The following is a 17,042-nucleotide window of genomic DNA, read 5'->3' as shown; positions in this document are numbered from 1 at the left end:
GATGGCGCAACGCGGAATTCCCTGTCTATGGATGCGCGGCGGCACCTCGAAGGCGGCCTGTTTTCTGGCTGACGATCTGCCTGCCGATCCGGTGCAACGTGATGCGGTGCTGCTGGCGGTGATGGGCTCGCCTGATCCCCGGCAAATTGACGGGATCGGCGGCGCCGATCCGCTGACCAGTAAAGTGGCGATTATCCGCCGCTCCGCACGGCCTGACGCCGATGTGGACTATCTGTTTGCCCAGGTGAACGTGACGGGGGCCTCTGTGGACTACGGCCAAAACTGCGGCAATATTCTTGCCGCCGTTGGCCCTTTCGCCATCGAGCGTGGGCTGATTCGCCACGATGCGCCGCTCACTCGCGTGCGTATTTATATGGAGAACACGGGGCAACTGGCGGTGGCAGAGATCCCCTGCGATGCCGACGGGGTCGACTACGTCGGCGAGAGTCGTATCGATGGCGTGCCGGGCAGCGCCAGCCCGATCCTGCTCCATTTTCTTGATGTGGCAGGCTCCAGCTGCGGGACACTGCTGCCGACCGGCCGGGTCCGTGACCGTTTTGACGGCGTCGAGGTGACCTGCATCGATAACGGAATGCCGGTGATCCTGCTGCGCGCGTGCGACCTCGGTTGCACCGGCTATGAGACGCGCGAACAGCTGGATAATGACGACGCGCTTAAACGTCGCCTGGAGTCGATTCGCCTGCAGGCCGGGCCGCTGATGCAGCTTGGCGACGTCAGCCAGCGCACGGTGCCCAAGATGACCCTGATCGCCGAGCCGCGACACGGCGGCGCCATCAGCAGCCGCACCTTTATCCCGCACCGCTGCCACGCGTCGATCGGCGTATTTGGCGCGGTGAGCGTGGCCAGCGCCTGTCTGCTTCCTGGATCCGTCGCGCAGGGCATGGCGCAGGTCGCGCCAGGCGCTACGTCGCTGCTCAGCGTTGAGCATCCGACAGGCGAATTTAGCGTGACGCTTCAGCTTGACGCAGACGGCGCCCTGACAGGCTGCGGCCTGTTACGCACGGCGCGACTGCTGTTTGCTGGCGAAGTTTTTATTCCGGCCCACGTCTGGCCGCGTGAGGAGTAATGATGACGACAATCGCGTTTATTGGTTTTGGCGAGGCGGGTGGCATTCTGGCGGCAGATCTGGCCCGTGAGCATGCGGTGACCATATGGGATTGCAAGCTCAATGGCCCGGAGCGAGAGGCAATGGTCAGGAAAGCCGGTGATTCGCGCGTTCAGGCGGTGAGTTCGCTGGCGCAGGCGCTGGAGAGCGCCGCGCTGATTTTTTCTACTGTGACCGCCGGCGAGGCGCTAAAGGTCGCGCAGCAGGCCGCCGCGCTGCTGCAGCCGGGGCAATATTTCCTCGATCTCAACTCCGTGGCGCCGGAAACGAAACGGCAGGCAGCTGAACATTTTCTGCCCGGCGCCTACATTGATGTCGCGGTGATGGCGCCGGTGCCGCCGGCCCGATTGCAGACACCGTTATTGATCGGCGGGCCGCAGGCGGAGGCGATCGCGCCGCGTCTGCAGGGGCTGGGGCTGAATGCCCGCTATGGCGCCAGTACGGTGGGCCAGGTGTCGGCGATAAAAATGTGCCGTAGCGTGATGATCAAAGGTCTTGAAGCGCTCACCACAGAATGCCTGTTCGCGGCCCGTGAATATGGCGTCGAGGAGGAGGTGCTTAGCTCCTTGCATCATAGTTTCCCGTCTCTGGGCTGGACAGGCGCGTTTCCCGACTATCTGATCAGCCGGGTGGCGGAACATGGCGTTCGGCGCAGCGAAGAGATGGAAGAGGTGGTAAAAACCCTGCGTGATGTGGGGAGCGCCGGGATAATGAGCGAGGCGATCGCGAAAAGCCAGCGCCAGCTTCCGGAGCAGATGGCCGCCCGTAGCCTGAGCTACAGGCAGCTGACGCCGTTTGACTGGAAAACGCTGGTCGCCAGGCTGAAATAACCGCTATTTGGCCGGACAGACGATTTTGTCGATTGCGGCCTGGTAGCTTTTTTGGTTATTGCGCTCTTTCGCCAGCGTCGCTTCGCGGACCGCGTTCTTGTTGCCGTCGGTCGCCAGCACTTTATTGGCAAAATCGTTGTCGCTGAGGTGGCTTGCTGGCGCGCATTTTTCCTTCACCGCTTTGAGCACCTGCTGCTTTTGCTGCTCGAACTGCAGGCTTTGCAGCGGTGATTCGGCCCACGCCGACGTGGCGCTCAGGGCGGTGACCAGGCATACCATCCAACATGCTTTCATCAGGCTTCTCCTTCCGTAATCGCTTCCGTCAACTATATGCGCAGGTGGGAAAACACGCAAATAGCGGTTAATTTAACTTATTGAAAAGGCGTTTGTTATCATCGCCTCAGGCGGCTCTCACCCGCCGCCGTGAGTCGATAGCGATCAGCACCACCGACGCCAGGATCAGCAGAGTGCCCAGCCAGTCCGGCAGCGTGAAGGTGATCCCCAGCAGCAGGAGCGACAGCAGGGCGCTGCTCAGCGGTTCGGCGCAGCTGAGGATCCCGGCTTTGGCGCCGCCAATTTTCTGCGCGCCGTTAAGATAAAGGCTGAATGTCAGCGAAGTACCGATCACCACCAGGTAGAAAAAAGCTAACAGCAGGCTGCCGTTCACCACAAAATCGGTGCCCTGACCGCCGTAAAACGGCAGCAGCATCGCACCGCCGAACAGCATGCTCCAGCCGACGATCGGCAGCGTCCCGTAGCGGGCAATTAGCGTCGAGGGATAGGTGGTATAAAACGCGGCGGCAAACGCCGAGGCGATCCCCCAGAACAGCGCCGCCGGCGAAATCGACAGCGTCGTCGGGTTGCCGTGGGTTACCAGCAGAAAGGTGCCCGCCAGCGAGGTGCAGATAGCCCCCAGCACCAACGGAGTGGGGCGCGCTTTGCGGGCGAGGGCGAACCAGGCGACGATGATCGTCGGGGACAGGAACTGCAGCACCGTGGCCGTGGCGGCATTCGATTTTTCAATGGTCATCAAAAAGGTGAATTGCACGGTTAACGCGCCAAACAGCGAGAAAAACAGCAGGCTGACGGCGTCGCGGCGGTTTTGCAGCACGCGGAAAATGCGGTCGCCGTGAACAAAGCCGAGCATCAACAGGATCAGCCCGGCGAACAGCAGACGCGTCATGGTCAGAAACGGCGACGACATCTGGCTTTCCTGCATAATAAACTGCGCGCATACCCCGGAACTGCCCCACAGCACGGCGGCAATCAGTACGTTCAGCATCCCTTTTTTGCTGGAGCCCATCTTTTCCTCTGGTGAAATGTGACAAAGGGGAATCATAGCATGCGCCCGCCCCGGCGGCGGGGCAGGAAATGGTAGTTGGCCGCGGCGGCAGAACGATTTTGCAGGCCCGGGAAGGCGAAGTCGCCGCCGGGCATGACCCGACAATCGCGTTCTAGCTTAAATCGACATTTTTACTGCCGAACAGCCAGGTGAGCACAAAGCCGCACAGGTAGGAGACCGCCAGTCCGCCGGCGTAAACCGCCATCCCGGCGTAAATCCCGCTGCCGGAGGTCATCAGCGGCAGCGCCACCAGCCCGGACGGACCGAACACGGTGTTCAGGCCGACCGGCAGCCCCAGCCAGGCGATCAGCCCGACGAAGAAGCCGCCGCAGGCGCCGCCGAGGCAGGCGGTAACAAACGGCTTCATCCGCGGCAAGGTGACGCCGTAGATTAGCGGCTCGCCAATCCCGAGGAAGCCCGGAATAATCGCCCCCTTAATCTGGGTTCGCAGCAGCGAATCGCGCTTCGCCCGCCAGAACAGCGCCAGCGCCGCCCCCACCTGCCCGGCCCCGGCCATCGCCAGGATCGGGAACAGCGAGTTAAAGCCCTGGGCATCCACCAGCGCAAAATAGACCGGGACAAACCCCTGATGGACGCCGAACATCACCGCCAGCAGGAACAGACCGGCCAGCACCGCCGAGCCAAACGGATTGCCATTAAGATGCAGGAACAACCACGACATGCCGGTAAACAACCAGCCGCCAATCGGCATGATCACCGTAAAGGTCACCGCGCCCATGATCAGCAGCGTCACCGCCGAGGTGAGGATCATATCGAGGTTGGCCGGCATTACCCGCCGCACCTGGCGTTCAACCCACGCGCCAAGGATGGCGGCGATCAGTACGCCGATGATATTGCCGCGCGGATCGATGCTGTGGCCGAAGAAGGTGGAGATCCCGGCGTAGACGCCGCTGGTCGCCTCCGGGTTGTAGCCCAGCACGAACAGCGAGGCGATAATCGCGCCGTTTACCCCGGAGCCGCCGAACGCCTTCTGAGCGTTATAGCCAATCAGGATGCTCAGGAAGGTGAACATCCCTTTGCTGAAGACCTTCATATAGCCAATCAGCGCCACCAGGCTGGCGTTCGGATGGGCGTTCTCCAGCACGAAAACCTGTTCCGCCAGGGTGGCGAAGCCCAGCAGCAGCCCGACGGCGATAAAGCCGGGGATTAGCGGCGTAAAGATGGTGGCGAATTTGGCGAGAAACTTCTGTACCGCGCTGGTCTGCTTGCCCTTCAGCGCCTGTTTTCTCTCCGCCGCGACATCGGCCAGCGACGGCGCGGCAGGGGCCTCCTCCAGCAGGCCGTTCATCATCTCGGCGGCGGTTTGCGCTTTGCCGGGGCCGAGCACTACCTGGAACTGCTCGTCGCTGACGATTACCCCCATCACGCCGTCAATCTGGCGGATGGCGGTGGTGTCGGCCAGCCCTTCATCGCGCAGGGTCAAGCGCAGGCGCGTCATGCAGTTGCCCGCCTGCGCGACGTTTGCGGCGCCGCCCACGTGGCTGAGGATCCGCGCTATCATCTCTTTCGTTATTTTTGCCATTGCCCGTTACCTGTCTGTCGGCGCTCAGGCGTTGCTGAGCGCCTTGCGGATATAGCCGTTGTTTTTCGCCAGCAGCGACTGCGCCTCTTCGGCGCTTAAGTCTGCCAGCACCATCACGATCGCGGTTTTACAGTGGCGGCCGCAGGCCTCCAGCGCATTCTGGGCGGTGGGGCGATCGCAGTCGGTCGCCTCCATCACGATGGAAACCTGGCGCTCAATCAGCTTGGCGTTGGTCGCTTCGACGTCGACCATCAGATTGCTGTAGACCTTGCCGACGCGGATCATCGCCCCGGTGGAGATCATGTTCAGCACCAGCTTCTGCGCAGTGCCGGCTTTCAGGCGGGTTGAGCCGGTCACCACCTCCGGGCCGACCACCGGAGTAATGGCGACGTCCGCCAGCTGGGCCATTTCGCCATGCGGGTTACAGCTGACGATGGCGACAAAGGCATTCTGGCGATGGGCATACTCCATGGCGCCAATGACGTACGGCGTGCGTCCGCTGGCCGCCAGCCCCACCAGCACATCGCGGTGGCTGAAGTTCAGGTTCTGCAGATCCATCGCCCCCTGCGCTTTATTGTCTTCCACGTTTTCCACGGCGCTGAGAATCGCTTTATGTCCGCCGGCGATGATCCCCACCACCTGCTCCGGGCGGGTGCCGAAGGTCGGTGGGCATTCGCTGGCATCGAGGATCCCCAGACGCCCTGAGGTGCCAGCACCGATATAAATCAAGCGGCCACCGGCCTGCAGCGCCGTCGCGACCTTATCCACCACCTCGGCAATCTGCGGCAGATAGGGCGTAATCGCCTGGGCCACCTGCTGGTCTTCCTGGTTTATCACCGTCAGCATCTCAAGGGTGGAAAGGGTGTCAATGTTGGCGCTGTTGGCGTTGCGTCGCTCGGTCAGCAGTTTGCTCAGGTCGATACTCATAGAAACCTCGTTATTCTCAGTCGTGCGCAGTATAAGGAATTATTTATTCCTTGCCTGTGAAGAGTATCACGATTAGTACGCGGAGAATAATACGAGAATGGTAGAGATGGCGGGAAATGGTGCGGTAATAAAGGTGGAATATTTTATTACCGCACCTGGCGTTTAGCGCGCGCTGCGCGACTGGCTGAGGCCCATTAGCAGCGCCAGCAGGTAGCAGATCGCCATCGCGAGGCTCATTTTCAGCATCGTTTCGCCGCCGAGGCCCGCCAGCGGCGCGGCGATGCCGCCGAAGACAAACATCAGGGTGCCCATCAGCGCGGACGCGGTCCCGGACTGCGCGGCGTCAACGGCGCTCATCGCCTCCGCGCCGGCGACGGTGCTGATGCCGCTCATCAGCGACACGGTAAAGAACAGGCCGACCAGCGCCAGCACCGGCAGCTGCAGCCAGGCAAACAGCAGCATGATCGCCGCGCAACTCACCGCCAGCGTCAGGCCGCCGCGCAGCAGGCTTTCGGCGCTGAAGCGGCGCGCCAGACGGGAAAAGATCATCGCCGCGATAATCAGCCCGATACCGTTCAGACCGAACAGCAGGCTGAACTGCATGGCGCTCATGCCGTATTCGCTCTGCATCACGAAGGAAGAGGAGCCGATGTAGGAGAACAGTCCGGCCATCATAAAGGCCTGAATCAGGCAGAAGCGTAGAAAACGACGATTCTTCAGCACCGGCTGGCCGGGCCGCTGGCGGGTCGCATTGGTTGCCGCGGCCGGGCGCGTTTCCCGCAGGATAGTCAGGCTCATCACCAGCAGCGCGCCGCCAATGGCGGCCATCGTCCAGAAGAGAATTCGCCAGTCGAAGGCGGTGATCACGTAGCCGCCCAGCACCGGTGACAGAACCGGCGCAATGCCGTTCACCGTCATCAGCAGGGCGAAAAACTGGGTCAGCAGGGTGCCCTGGTATTTATCGCGGGCGATGGAGCGCGACAGCACCGAACCGCCGGCGCCGGCGAAGCCCTGTAAAAAACGCCAGACAATCAGCATGTTGATATCGCTTGTCAGGGCGCACATCGCCGAAGAGAAGATAAACAGCAGCAGGGACAGCGCCAGGGGTTTCAGGCGGCCAATGCGGTCGCTCAGCGGGCCGAAAAACAGCTGACCCAGGCCGAGGCCAATCAGCGCGGCGGTCAGCGACAGCTGGGTCTGGGTGCTGGTGGCCTGCAGTTGCTGAGTTATCTCCGGCAGCGCCGGCAGATAAAAATCAGTGCACAGCGGGCCGATGCCCGACAGCAGGCCGAGGATCAGCGCCCAGGAGAGGGAAACACGTGGCATAACGATTCCTTACAGAAGCCGGGCGCGGCCGCCCGGCGGGTGAAATTAACTGGCGCCGCCGCCCAGCGACTGCCAGAGGGTGATCCGGTTATTGAGGTCGGTCTGCTGCAGGGACAGCAGCGTCGTCTTCGCCGACCACAGCGTGCGCTGGGCCGTAAGCACCGACAGATAATCGCCGACCCCGGCCTGATAGCTCTTCATGGCGATATCCAGCGAGGTCTGCTCGGCGGCGACGTACTGCCGCTGGGCATCGAGCTCTTCGCTCAGCGTTTCCCGGCGGGCCAGCGCATCGGCAACGTCCTTAAAGGCGCTCTGAATCGATTTCTCGTAGGTGGCGATCAGCCCCTTTTTCTCCGCTTCCGCATAGCGCAACTGCGCCAGGTTGCTGCCGCCGGTGAACAGCGGCAGGCTGATGGAGGGGGCGAACGACCACACCTGCATCCCGTGGCTGAACAGTGACGACAGCGAGTCGCTGCCGACCCCGGCGCTGGCGGTCAGGGAAATCGACGGGAAGAAATTCGCCCGCGCCGCGCCGATATCGGCATTGGCGCTCTTCAGGTTGTGCTCCGCTTCCTGTATATCCGGCCGGCGCAGCAGCACCGACGACGACACCCCCGCCGGCACCAGGGCGATGCTGTTATCCCCCAGACTTTCGAGGGTGCCGGGCAGCAGGCTCTCCGGCACGGTCTCCCCCGCCAGCAGGTTAATGGCGTTTTTATCCTGCGCCACCAGCGTGCGGTAGCTGGCGACGCTGGCGCGCGCCTGCTGATAGACGCTTTCCGCCGAGCTTAAATCGCCGGCGGAGGCGGTGCCCACCGCCAACTGGCGGGCGACGATGTTGCGCGAGTTTGCTGCGCTGTCCATGGTCTGCTGCGCCAGCGCCAGATTGCTGTTATCCGTCGCCAGCGTCACCCAGGCGGTGGTCAAATCGGCAATCATCGTCAGTCGGGTATTCTGCGCGGTGAATTCGCTGGCAAGCCAGGTTTCGCGCGCCGCGCGCGACAGGCTCTGGTTCTTGCCAAACAGATCCAGCTCGAAGCTGGAGACCGCGCCGTCGGCCTGCGAAGTTGAGCTCAGGCCGCTGGCCACCGTTTTGCTGCGGGTATGGCTCAGCTCGGCATCGACAGTGGGAAACAGCGACGCCCGCGTCTCGCCGTACTGGGCGCGCGCGGCCTCGATATCGGCCAGCGCCTTTTGCACATCGCGGTTGCTGTTCAGCGCGATACTGACCACTTTTTTCAGCCGCGCGTCATTGACCACTTTCTGCCAGTCGCCGACCACCGCCGTCGATTCGCCGTGCGCCCCGGGCAGGGTGGCCGGCACCGGCGCGGCCGGGCGATCATAATGCGGGTCAAGCGAGACGCAGCCCGCGGTCAGGAGCGCGATAAACATAAAACTCAAACGAAACATACTTTACTCCTGAGAAGGACGTTGGCGGGTGAAGAAGCGTTTCACCAGCACGAAGAACAGCGGCACAAAGAACACCGCCAGCAGGGTGGCCGTCAGGGTGCCGCCGATGATGCCGGTGCCGATCGCCACGCGGCTGTTGGCCCCGGCGCCGGTGGCGACGGCCAGCGGCAGCACCCCGGCGATAAACGCCAGCGAGGTCATGACAATGGGGCGCAGACGGGTCTGCGCGGCGCGGATCGCCGCCCGGGAGAGCGAATAACCCTCATCCACGGCGGATTCAGCGAACTCGACGATCAGGATGGCGTTCTTCGACGACAGGCCGATGGTGGTCAGCAGCGCCACCTGGAAGTAAACATCGTTGCTTAAGCCGCGCAGCGTCGCCGCCAGCGCCGCGCCGAGCAGGCCGAGCGGGATGACCATGATCACCGAGAACGGCACCGACCAGCTCTCATACAGCGCCGCCAGGCACAGGAACACCACCAGAATCGAAATGGCGTACAGGCTCATCGCCTGGCCGCTGGCCAGCTTTTCCTGCAGCGAAATGCCGCTCCACGCCCAGGTGGAGCCCGCCGGCAGGCTGTCGGCCAGCTTTTCCATCTTGTCCATCGCCGCGCCGGAGCTGAAGCCGGCGGCGTTTTCGCCCTGGATCTCAAAGGCGGCGGAGCCGTTGTAGCGCACCAGGCTTTCCGGGCCGTATTGCCAGTGGGTGGTGGCGAAGGCGGAGAACGGCGTCATGCTGTTATCGCTGCCGCGAACGAACCATTTGCCAAGGTCGGAGGGCACCGCGCGCGCGTCGCTCTCGCCCTGGATATAGACCTTCTTCACCCGGCCGCGATCGATAAAGTCATTCACGTAGGTGCCGCCCCAGGCGCTGGAGAGCGTATCGGTCACGTCGCTCAGCGACAGCCCCAGCGAGACCGCTTTGTTGTTATCGATATCCACCTGCAGCTGCGGCATCTGCGGCAGGTCGTTGGCGCGCACCGACTGCAGCTCGCCGCTCTGGTTGGCCGCCGCCAGTAGCTGACTGCGCAGCTTCATCAGGCTGTCGCGGTCGGTACCGCCGCTGGCCATCAGCTCGAAGGTGAAGCCGTTACTTTGCCCAAGGCCGTCCACCGATGGCGGCGTCATGGCGAACAGGGTGGCGTCGCGGATCGACCCCAGTTCTTTGTTGGCGCGCAGGGCGATGGCCTGGGCGGTATTGTCGTCGCCTTTGCGCTGCGACCAGTTGTTCAGCGACACGAAGGCCATCCCGGCGTTCTGACCGCTGCCGCTAAAGCTGAAGCCGTCGACGGTGAAAATGACGTTGGTATTGGCTTTCTCTTTCGTCAGGAACCAGTCGGTTACCTGGCGGCGCACCTCGGCGGTGCGCACCGCGGTGGCCCCGGCGGGCAGGGTGTACTGGACCATGATCTCGCCCTGGTCCTCCACCGGCAGGAAGCTGCCCGGCAGTTTCCACATCGCCAGCGCCATCGCCCCGCAAATCAGGACGTAAGCGCCCATCATCACCGCGCCCCGGCGCAGGCCGCCGAGCACGCGGCGCTGGTAGCCCGCTTCCGTACGCCCCCACAGGCGGTTAAACGCGCCGAAGAACCCTTTGGTATGAGGCCTGGAGTGGCTGAGCAGCGCGCCGCACAGCGCCGGGGTGAGGGTCAGGGCCACCACCACCGACAGCATCATCGCCGAGATAATGGTCACCGAGAACTGGCGATAAATGACCCCGGTCGAGCCGCCGAAGAAGGCCATCGGCAGAAACACCGCCGACAGCACCAGGGCGATCGCCACCAGCGCGCCGGAGATTTCGCCCATCGATTTTTCGGTGGCTTCGCGGGCGGGCAGCCCTTCGTCGCGCATAATGCGCTCGACGTTCTCCACCACCACGATGGCGTCGTCCACCAGCAGGCCGATCGCCAGCACCATGGCGAACAGCGTCAGGGTGTTAATCGAGTAGCCGAACAGCGCCAGCACCCCGAAGGTGCCGAGCAGCACCACCGGCACCGCCACCGCCGGAATGAGCGTCGCGCGGAAATTCTGCAGGAACAGATACATCACACAGACCACGAGAACGATCGCTTCGAACAGGGTCTGAATCACGTCCTCGACCGAGATTTTGATGAACTCGGTGCTGTCTTTCGGGTAGGCGATATCGTAGCCCTGCGGCATCTGACGCTGGAATTCGGCGATTTTGCTTTTCACCAGCGTCGCGGTATCCAGCGCGTTGGCGCCGGGGGCCATCATCACCGCAATCCCGGCGGCGGGGTGGCCGTTCAGATTAGCGGTAGCGGTATAATCCTCGCTGCCCATCTCCACCCGCGCGACATCGCTCAGGCGCACCACCGAGCCGTCGGCCTGGCTTTTCACGATGATCGCTTTGAACTGATCGGGGGTTTGTAGCCGCGACTGCGCGCGTACGGTGGCGGTCAGCTGCTGGGCGCTGGACGACGGCAGGGCGCCGATTTTACCGGCGGAGACCTGCACGTTCTGCGCCTCAATCGCCGACTGGACGTCGGAAGGCATCAGCGAGTAGGAGGCGAGTTTGGTCGGATCCATCCAGACGCGCATCGCGTATTCGGCGCCGAACACCTGCAGGCTGCCGACGCCCTCCACGCGCGCCAGCGGATCCTGCAGGTTGCTGACCAGCCAGTCGGAGATATCGGAGCTGGTGGCGCGGTCGGTTTTGTCATACACCGCGAGGATCAGCAGGAAGCTGCTCTGCGATTTTTCCACCGTCACGCCGGACTGCTGGACTTCGCTCGGCAGCCGCGATTCCGCCTGCTGGACTTTGTTCTGCACCTGCACCTGGGCGGTGTCCGGGTCGGTCCCCTGCTCAAAGGTGACGGTGATGCTGACCGAGCCGTCGGAGCTGCTGGTAGAGCTGAAGTAGAGCAGATGGTCGAGGCCGGTAAGCTGCTGCTCGATGACCTGGGTGACGCTGTTCTCCAGGGTTTCGGCAGAGGCGCCGGTATAGGTGGCGGAGATTTTCACCGCCGGCGGGGCGACGTCCGGATACTGGCCCACCGGTAGGGTGCGGATCGCCAGCACGCCGGCGAGCATAATCAGAATGGCGATCACCCAGGCAAAGACCGGGCGACGCACGAAGAAACGGGAGAACATCAGGCGTTGCCTCCGTTATTGTTGACGGCAACGGCCTTCACCGTCTGGCCAGGGGCCACTTTACCGGTGCCTTCGACGATCAGCTTGTCGCCCGCTTTCAGGCCGCTCAGCACCAGCCATTTATCGCCGTAGGTGTCGCCGGTTTCCACGGCGCGCTGCGCAACTTTGTTGTCGGCATCGACCACCAGCGCCGTGGCGTTGCCTTTGGCATCGCGGGTAATCCCCTGCTGCGGGGCGAGGATCGCGTCGTTCATGATGCCTTCATCGATGCGTGCGCGAACAAACATCCCCGGCAACAGGACGTGCTGTGGGTTGGGGAAGATAGCGCGCAGGGTTACCGAGCCGGTGGATTCATCGACGGCGACTTCGGTGAGCGCCAGACGCCCTTTTTCCGGATAGGTGCTGCCATCTTCCAGGGTTAACGTCACGCTGAGGGTGTCGCTGTTGCTGGCCAGGCTTTGTTTGCGTAAGCGCAGGAGATCGACGCTGGATCGCGTCAGATCGACATACATGGTGTCGAGCCCGCGGATCGTCGCCAGCGCGGTATCCTGATCGGCGGAGACCAGCGCCCCCGGCGTGACCGAAGAGATGCCGATACGCCCGGCAATCGGCGCGGTGACGGTGGTCCAGTTCAGGTTGATGCGCGCGCTCTCCAGCGCCGCTTTCTTCGATTCCACGCTGGCCTTGTCCTGGGCGCAGGTGGAGGCGGCGTCGTCGGCATCCTGGCGGGAGACGCCGTTATCCCGGACCAGCGACGCGTAGCGCTGAGCCTTCTGGCAGTCGGAGACTACCAGCGCCTGGGCCTGTTTCAGCGCCGCCGCCGCTTCGTTCCAGGTCGCGCGATAGCTGGAGGGATCGATCTGGTAAAGGGCCTGCCCGGCCTTCACCATATCGCCTTCGGTAAACAGGCGCTTCTGGATGATGCCGCCCACCTGCGGGCGTACTTCGGCGCTGAGCGAGGCGGTGGTGCGGCCGGTGAGCTGGCTGACTACCGGAACCGGCTGGCTTTGCAGAGTGACCACGCCCACTTCCGGCGTGGGTTGCTGCGGGGCAGATGTCTGCGCATTATCGCATCCGCTAAGGAGAAATAATGCTGTCGCGATGGGAGCTATGATGTATTTCATTATATTTTCTCAAGATATAAGACGTCCGCCCCGTTTATTTAAAAACGAGGGAATAGGTTGGGCGCTGAGGCATTTTCGGCTAAGCGAAAATGACAAAAAAGGAACACAGATGTTCCTGAACGTGATTGTTATTGTGTCTCCGCTGAAGCCAACCTCTTCGGCCTTCAGGAGGTGAAAAGCGCATCTCCTCTGGTTTGTGGTGAGAATGATCATTCTCATTTTTTGCCATTATACGATCCGCCGCGATAATGGAAAGGTTTTTTTGCTTACTTTTAGAACGCAAAAAATTAAGGCAAATAATCATGGAGAAAATAAGAATTTTTTGTGAAAGTGGAGAAGGAAAATAACCATTCGGCATCGCGATACTGGAGATAGTTAATGGCGTTAATCATTACAAAAAGCATTAATCCCGACGATCAACAAGAATTATTCGCCGGTCTGCGGCACTATAATCAGCAGTATCTTGATGCGGCGCAGTTTGGCGATCTGGGGGTTTACTCCCGCGATGCGCAAGGGGTGATGCAGGGCGGGCTGATTGCCAAACGCAAAGGCAACTGGCTGTGTATTGAGTATCTGTGGGTCAGCGAGGCGACCCGCGGACGCGGGCTGGGAAGCGAGCTGATGCAGGAGGCGGAGCGGCAGGCGCAGGCGCTGGGCTGCAGCCATCTGCTGGTGGATACCTTTAGCTTCCAGGCGCTGCCGTTTTATCAGAAATTAGGCTATCAGTTGCAGATGTCGCTGCCCGACTTCCCGCACGCGGGGATGCAGCGTCACTATTTGTCGAAAGCGCTGTAACGATCCTGATATCGCCGGGCGGTCAGGTACCGTACCTGTGATTGTGCCGGATGGCGGCATAAATGCCTTATCCGGCCTACACCGTTCTCCCATAGTTTCGCCCCACCCAGGACCGGCAAGCGCAGCGCCGCCGGGCAGGATATCAGGCACGGCACCTGTATTCCTGCCGGGTGGCAGCTGCGCCTGACCCGGCCTACGACTGTAGCCCTGCTAAGCGTAGCGCGAGCAGGGAAAATCCCGGATGGCGGCGCGTGGCGCCTTATCCGGGCTACAAAAGCTTTTGCCGGTCGGCGGCTGCGCTTAACCCCCGACGCCATGGCCCATCAACGCCAGCGCGTGGCTGACGATGGTCTGGCGGTTGACCGCCTGTAAACGCGGATCGCTGTGGATGCGCGAAAACGGCACCAGCACCAGGCTAATCACCGTGGTAAACAGCAGCTCCGGCGACAGCGCCGGGTTAATCTTGCCCTCCAGCTGCCAGCGGCGCACTGCCTCCAGCATCACCTGAAAACGCTCCTCGCCGAAGCGGGCGTCCATATGCTGACGCAGGATCGGCATCTCGCCGATGATCTCCTGCATCCACAGCGGCGCGAACCAGGCGTTCTTCTCCGCCATATGCGCCAGCGTTTCGACCATCATCGTCAGCGCCAGCACCGGGTCCTGCGGATGGTCGACAAAGATGCGGCTGATGTGGTTGCGCAGCGGCATAAAGCGCTCCTCAATCAGCTGCGTCACCAGCGCATCCCGCGAACTGAAATAGTAATGCAGCATCGCCGGCGTTACCCCGGCCTCTTTGGCGATGGCGTTCAACGACACGCGGGCCGCACCGTCGCGGGCAAACAGCGTCAGGGCAATGTCCATCAGCTGTTCGCGGTTGGCGGTACCCGGTTTTTTACCGCGCGGTCGCCCCGGGCGGCGGGGGGCATTCTGATCCTTTTGTGCTGTCATGATATGGCGATCTCTTGACCCGACTCATTCTTTCACTAAATATTAATTATGCATTTAATTAATTTCAAGCGAGCGTTGTAATGACTTCTCAAGTCTCGAACCCACCGGTGCAGTCGATACGCCTGCTGTTTAGCGCCTTACTGCTGGTGATGCTGCTCTCCGCGCTGGATCAGACCATTGTCTCCACCGCGCTGCCGACGATTGTCGGCGAACTGGGGGGGCTGGACAAGCTTTCCTGGGTGGTCACCGCCTATATCCTCAGCTCCACCATCGCGGTGCCGCTGTACGGTAAATTCGGCGATCTGTTCGGTCGCAAAATCGTGCTGCAGGTGGCGATTGGGCTGTTTCTCGTCGGCTCCGCCCTCTGCGGGCTGGCGCAAAACATGACCCAGCTGGTGCTGATGCGCGGCCTGCAGGGGCTCGGCGGCGGCGGCCTGATGGTGATCAGCATGGCGGCGGTGGCCGACGTCATCCCGCCCGCCAACCGCGGCCGCTATCAGGGTCTGTTCGGCGGCGTTTTTGGCCTGGCGACGGTGATCGGCCCGCTGATCGGCGGCTTTCTGGTGCAACACGCCTCCTGGCGCTGGATCTTCTACATCAATCTGCCGCTGGGCCTCTTCGCGCTGCTGGTGATCGGCGCGGTATTCCACAGCAGCAATAAACGCAGCCAGCATCAGATTGACTGGCTGGGAGCGATTTACCTCAGCATGGCGCTGCTGTGCATCATCCTGTTTACCTCGGAAGGGGGCAGCGTCCATGCCTGGAATGACCCGCAGCTGTGGTGCATTCTGGCCTTCGGCATCGTGGGTGTCATCGGCTTTATCTACGAAGAGCGGATGGCCGCCGAGCCGATTATTCCGCTGTCGCTGTTCCGCAACCGCAGCTTCCTGCTGTGCAGCCTGATCGGCTTCGTCATCGGCATGTCGCTGTTCGGGTCGGTCACCTTCCTGCCGCTCTATCTGCAGGTGGTGAAGGAGGCAACCCCCACCGAGGCCGGGCTGCAGCTGATCCCCCTGATGGGCGGCCTGCTGCTGACCTCGGTTATCAGTGGGCGGATTATCAGCCGGACCGGTAAATATCGCCTGTTTCCGATCCTCGGCACCCTGCTTGGCGTGACCGGCATGGTGCTGCTGACCCGGATAACCATTCACTCGCCGCTGTGGCAGCTGTACCTGTTTACCGGCGTGCTGGGGGCGGGTCTGGGGCTGGTGATGCAGGTGCTGGTCCTGGCGGTGCAGAACGCGATGCCGGCGAAGCTGTACGGCGTGGCCACTTCCGGCGTGACCCTGTTCCGCTCGATCGGCGGCTCCATCGGCGTGGCGCTGTTTGGCGCGGTGTTCACACACGTACTGCAGAGCAACCTGCAAAAGCTGTTGCCGGAAGGCGCGGTACTGCCGCCGGGAATGAATCCGGTGGCGGTGCAGCACCTGCCCGCGGATATCCGCCTCGACTATCTCGACGCCTTCGGCGCGGCGATCCACGCGGCGTTCCTGATGGCGGCCGGCATTATGGCGGTGGCGTTTGTCCTCTCCTGGCTGTTAAAGGAGGCGCCGCTGAAGACCGCGACGCACTAAGCGGCCCCGGCGATGCGCAGCAGCGCCTGACGCAGCGCCGGCGCGGCAAAATCGATAAATTTGCGCAGCTTAAGCGGCACCAGGTCCCGCGCGGTATACAGCAAATGGACCGGCGCCGGTTCCGGCTCGACGCGTTCCAGCAGCAGACGGAGCTCACCCTGTCGCAGGCCGTCCAGCGCCTGATAGTGCAGTAAGCGAGCTACGCCCACCCCCAGCCGCGCGGCATCAGCAGCGCTTTCCGGCGTGGTGACCGATAGCGCCGGCGGCAGATTAATTAGCTGGTCCTCGCGCTCAGCGGCGCGAAAGCGCCAGCCGCGATAGGGCATCGGCGATTCAATACGGATGATCGGCAGCGCCGCCAGATCGCGCGGCCGCTGCGGCTCGCCGTATTTCGCCAGCAGCGCCGGATGGGCGCAGGCCACAATGCGCATCCTGCCGAGGCGGGTGGCCACCATGCTGCTGTCCGCCAGGTCGCCAATCCGCACCGCCAGATCGATATGGTCGCCCACCAGGTCGGCGTTACGATCGCTGAGCAGCAAACGGACGCGAATTTGCGGGTAACGGGCGATAAATTCAGCGATCACCGGGAGAACGTGCTGGCGTCCAAACATCGTCGGCGCAGAGATCACCAGCTCGCCTTTCGGCTCCTGATACTCGCCCGTCGCCTGGCGCTCGGCGTTTTCCACCTCCTCGAGGATCCGCCGCGCGGCGGCGACATAATCGACCCCAGCGTCGGTGAGCGTCAGTTTGCGGGTGGTCCGCGCCAGCAGGCGCACCCCCAGCGCGTTCTCCAGCTCGCCGATATGGCGGCTGACGGTGGTCAACGGCATATTCAGCGCCCGCGCCGCCGCTGACATACTCCCCAGCTCGGTCACTTTCACCAGCAGCGCCATCGCGCTTAATCGATCCATTATTCTCCCGATTTTTGGAAAGATGATTGCCACTAAATCAGTATTATCATTTTTCGCAGTACAGTCCATGATGGC

The 17,042-nt window shown here is 62.3% G+C and carries 16 protein-coding genes; 5 read left to right on the top strand and 11 right to left on the bottom strand.

Annotated features, from left to right (window positions below; translation table 11 throughout):
* Position 1: 1 nt before the first annotated feature.
* Positions 2–1,087 carry a 4-oxalomesaconate tautomerase gene (locus tag GQR96_RS24340; protein ID WP_069734280.1) on the top strand — a complete coding sequence of 362 codons (1,086 nt, stop codon included), beginning with the start codon at positions 2–4 and terminating at the stop codon, positions 1,085–1,087.
* A 2-nt stretch (positions 1,088–1,089) separates the two neighbouring features.
* Positions 1,090–1,956 carry an NAD(P)-dependent oxidoreductase gene (locus GQR96_RS24335; protein ID WP_043522797.1) on the top strand — a complete coding sequence of 289 codons (867 nt, stop codon included), beginning with the start codon at positions 1,090–1,092 and terminating at the stop codon, positions 1,954–1,956.
* A 3-nt stretch (positions 1,957–1,959) separates the two neighbouring features.
* Here the strand turns inward: GQR96_RS24335 and GQR96_RS24330 are convergent, their stop codons facing one another.
* From GQR96_RS24330 to eefA, 8 genes are all read right to left on the bottom strand, one after another.
* Positions 1,960–2,250 carry a YicS family protein gene (locus GQR96_RS24330; RefSeq protein WP_002923120.1) on the bottom strand — a complete coding sequence of 97 codons (291 nt, stop codon included), beginning with the start codon at positions 2,248–2,250 and terminating at the stop codon, positions 1,960–1,962.
* Between the two features lie 106 nt (positions 2,251–2,356).
* Positions 2,357–3,259, bottom strand: a complete 903-nt coding sequence (locus tag GQR96_RS24325) for a DMT family transporter (RefSeq protein ID WP_004205129.1) — start codon at positions 3,257–3,259, stop codon at positions 2,357–2,359.
* 151 nt (positions 3,260–3,410) lie between these two features.
* Complete coding sequence (gene murP, locus GQR96_RS24320; protein ID WP_043522794.1) at positions 3,411–4,841, bottom strand: PTS N-acetylmuramic acid transporter subunit IIBC; 1,431 nt, start codon at positions 4,839–4,841, stop codon at positions 3,411–3,413.
* Positions 4,842–4,865: 24 nt separating this feature from the next.
* Positions 4,866–5,768 carry an N-acetylmuramic acid 6-phosphate etherase gene (gene murQ, locus GQR96_RS24315; RefSeq protein ID WP_017900180.1) on the bottom strand — a complete coding sequence of 301 codons (903 nt, stop codon included), beginning with the start codon at positions 5,766–5,768 and terminating at the stop codon, positions 4,866–4,868.
* A gap of 162 nt (positions 5,769–5,930) precedes the next feature.
* Complete coding sequence (locus GQR96_RS24310; RefSeq protein WP_060656552.1) at positions 5,931–7,094, bottom strand: multidrug effflux MFS transporter; 1,164 nt, start codon at positions 7,092–7,094, stop codon at positions 5,931–5,933.
* A 45-nt stretch (positions 7,095–7,139) separates the two neighbouring features.
* The gene (gene eefC, locus GQR96_RS24305) at positions 7,140–8,504 is read right to left on the bottom strand and encodes a multidrug efflux RND transporter outer membrane subunit EefC (RefSeq protein WP_032456754.1); all 1,365 of its coding nucleotides are present in this window, start codon (positions 8,502–8,504) and stop codon (positions 7,140–7,142) included.
* A gap of 3 nt (positions 8,505–8,507) precedes the next feature.
* Entirely contained in the window at positions 8,508–11,615 is a 3,108-nt protein-coding gene (eefB, locus tag GQR96_RS24300) for a multidrug efflux RND transporter permease subunit EefB (protein ID WP_049003858.1), read from the bottom strand.
* Positions 11,615–12,739, bottom strand: a complete 1,125-nt coding sequence (gene eefA / locus GQR96_RS24295; RefSeq protein WP_017900176.1) for a multidrug efflux RND transporter periplasmic adaptor subunit EefA — start codon at positions 12,737–12,739, stop codon at positions 11,615–11,617. Before eefA ends, eefB begins: the two co-directional genes overlap by 1 nt.
* Positions 12,740–12,944: 205 nt before the next feature.
* Here eefA and GQR96_RS24290 point away from each other — a divergent pair, with 205 nt between their 5' ends.
* Complete coding sequence (locus tag GQR96_RS24290) at positions 12,945–13,067, top strand: hypothetical protein (RefSeq protein ID WP_032426094.1); 123 nt, start codon at positions 12,945–12,947, stop codon at positions 13,065–13,067.
* Here GQR96_RS24290 and GQR96_RS24285 read toward each other — a convergent pair.
* Entirely contained in the window at positions 13,027–13,143 is a 117-nt protein-coding gene (locus GQR96_RS24285; RefSeq protein WP_032426093.1) for a hypothetical protein, read from the bottom strand. The genes GQR96_RS24290 and GQR96_RS24285 overlap by 41 nt on opposite strands.
* On the opposite strand from GQR96_RS24285, the gene GQR96_RS24280 reads away from it, so the two are divergent.
* Positions 13,118–13,534, top strand: coding sequence for a GNAT family N-acetyltransferase (locus GQR96_RS24280; protein WP_004205120.1), 417 nt, complete (start codon positions 13,118–13,120; stop codon positions 13,532–13,534). The genes GQR96_RS24285 and GQR96_RS24280 overlap by 26 nt on opposite strands.
* Before the next feature lie 300 nt (positions 13,535–13,834).
* On the opposite strand, the gene GQR96_RS24275 is transcribed toward GQR96_RS24280, so the two are convergent.
* Positions 13,835–14,482, bottom strand: coding sequence for a TetR/AcrR family transcriptional regulator (locus GQR96_RS24275; protein WP_004205117.1), 648 nt, complete (start codon positions 14,480–14,482; stop codon positions 13,835–13,837).
* An 80-nt stretch (positions 14,483–14,562) separates the two neighbouring features.
* Here GQR96_RS24275 and GQR96_RS24270 point away from each other — a divergent pair, with 80 nt between their 5' ends.
* Positions 14,563–16,056, top strand: coding sequence for an MDR family MFS transporter (locus GQR96_RS24270; RefSeq protein WP_069135555.1), 1,494 nt, complete (start codon positions 14,563–14,565; stop codon positions 16,054–16,056).
* On the opposite strand, the gene GQR96_RS24265 is transcribed toward GQR96_RS24270, so the two are convergent.
* Positions 16,053–16,967, bottom strand: a complete 915-nt coding sequence (locus GQR96_RS24265; protein ID WP_069603467.1) for a LysR substrate-binding domain-containing protein — start codon at positions 16,965–16,967, stop codon at positions 16,053–16,055. The genes GQR96_RS24270 and GQR96_RS24265 overlap by 4 nt on opposite strands.
* Positions 16,968–17,042: the final 75 nt, after the last annotated feature.

This window comes from Klebsiella sp. PCX, assembly GCF_021869705.1.
GTDB lineage: Bacteria > Pseudomonadota > Gammaproteobacteria > Enterobacterales > Enterobacteriaceae > Klebsiella > Klebsiella quasipneumoniae.
Note: the sequence above shows the minus strand (reverse complement) of the source record. Positions and strands in the feature narration are given on the sequence as shown.

Coding starts and splice junctions, on each gene's coding strand:
- GQR96_RS24340 (WP_069734280.1), top strand. CDS start 2: ATGGCGCAACGCGGAATTCCCTGTCTATGGATGCGCGGCGGCACCTCG.
- GQR96_RS24335 (WP_043522797.1), top strand. CDS start 1,090: ATGACGACAATCGCGTTTATTGGTTTTGGCGAGGCGGGTGGCATTCTG.
- GQR96_RS24330 (WP_002923120.1), bottom strand. CDS start 2,250: ATGAAAGCATGTTGGATGGTATGCCTGGTCACCGCCCTGAGCGCCACG.
- GQR96_RS24325 (WP_004205129.1), bottom strand. CDS start 3,259: ATGGGCTCCAGCAAAAAAGGGATGCTGAACGTACTGATTGCCGCCGTG.
- murP (WP_043522794.1), bottom strand. CDS start 4,841: ATGGCAAAAATAACGAAAGAGATGATAGCGCGGATCCTCAGCCACGTG.
- murQ (WP_017900180.1), bottom strand. CDS start 5,768: ATGAGTATCGACCTGAGCAAACTGCTGACCGAGCGACGCAACGCCAAC.
- GQR96_RS24310 (WP_060656552.1), bottom strand. CDS start 7,094: ATGCCACGTGTTTCCCTCTCCTGGGCGCTGATCCTCGGCCTGCTGTCG.
- eefC (WP_032456754.1), bottom strand. CDS start 8,504: ATGTTTCGTTTGAGTTTTATGTTTATCGCGCTCCTGACCGCGGGCTGC.
- eefB (WP_049003858.1), bottom strand. CDS start 11,615: ATGTTCTCCCGTTTCTTCGTGCGTCGCCCGGTCTTTGCCTGGGTGATC.
- eefA (WP_017900176.1), bottom strand. CDS start 12,739: ATGAAATACATCATAGCTCCCATCGCGACAGCATTATTTCTCCTTAGC.
- GQR96_RS24290 (WP_032426094.1), top strand. CDS start 12,945: ATGATCATTCTCATTTTTTGCCATTATACGATCCGCCGCGATAATGGA.
- GQR96_RS24280 (WP_004205120.1), top strand. CDS start 13,118: ATGGCGTTAATCATTACAAAAAGCATTAATCCCGACGATCAACAAGAA.
- GQR96_RS24285 (WP_032426093.1), bottom strand. CDS start 13,143: ATGCTTTTTGTAATGATTAACGCCATTAACTATCTCCAGTATCGCGAT.
- GQR96_RS24275 (WP_004205117.1), bottom strand. CDS start 14,482: ATGACAGCACAAAAGGATCAGAATGCCCCCCGCCGCCCGGGGCGACCG.
- GQR96_RS24270 (WP_069135555.1), top strand. CDS start 14,563: ATGACTTCTCAAGTCTCGAACCCACCGGTGCAGTCGATACGCCTGCTG.
- GQR96_RS24265 (WP_069603467.1), bottom strand. CDS start 16,967: ATGGATCGATTAAGCGCGATGGCGCTGCTGGTGAAAGTGACCGAGCTG.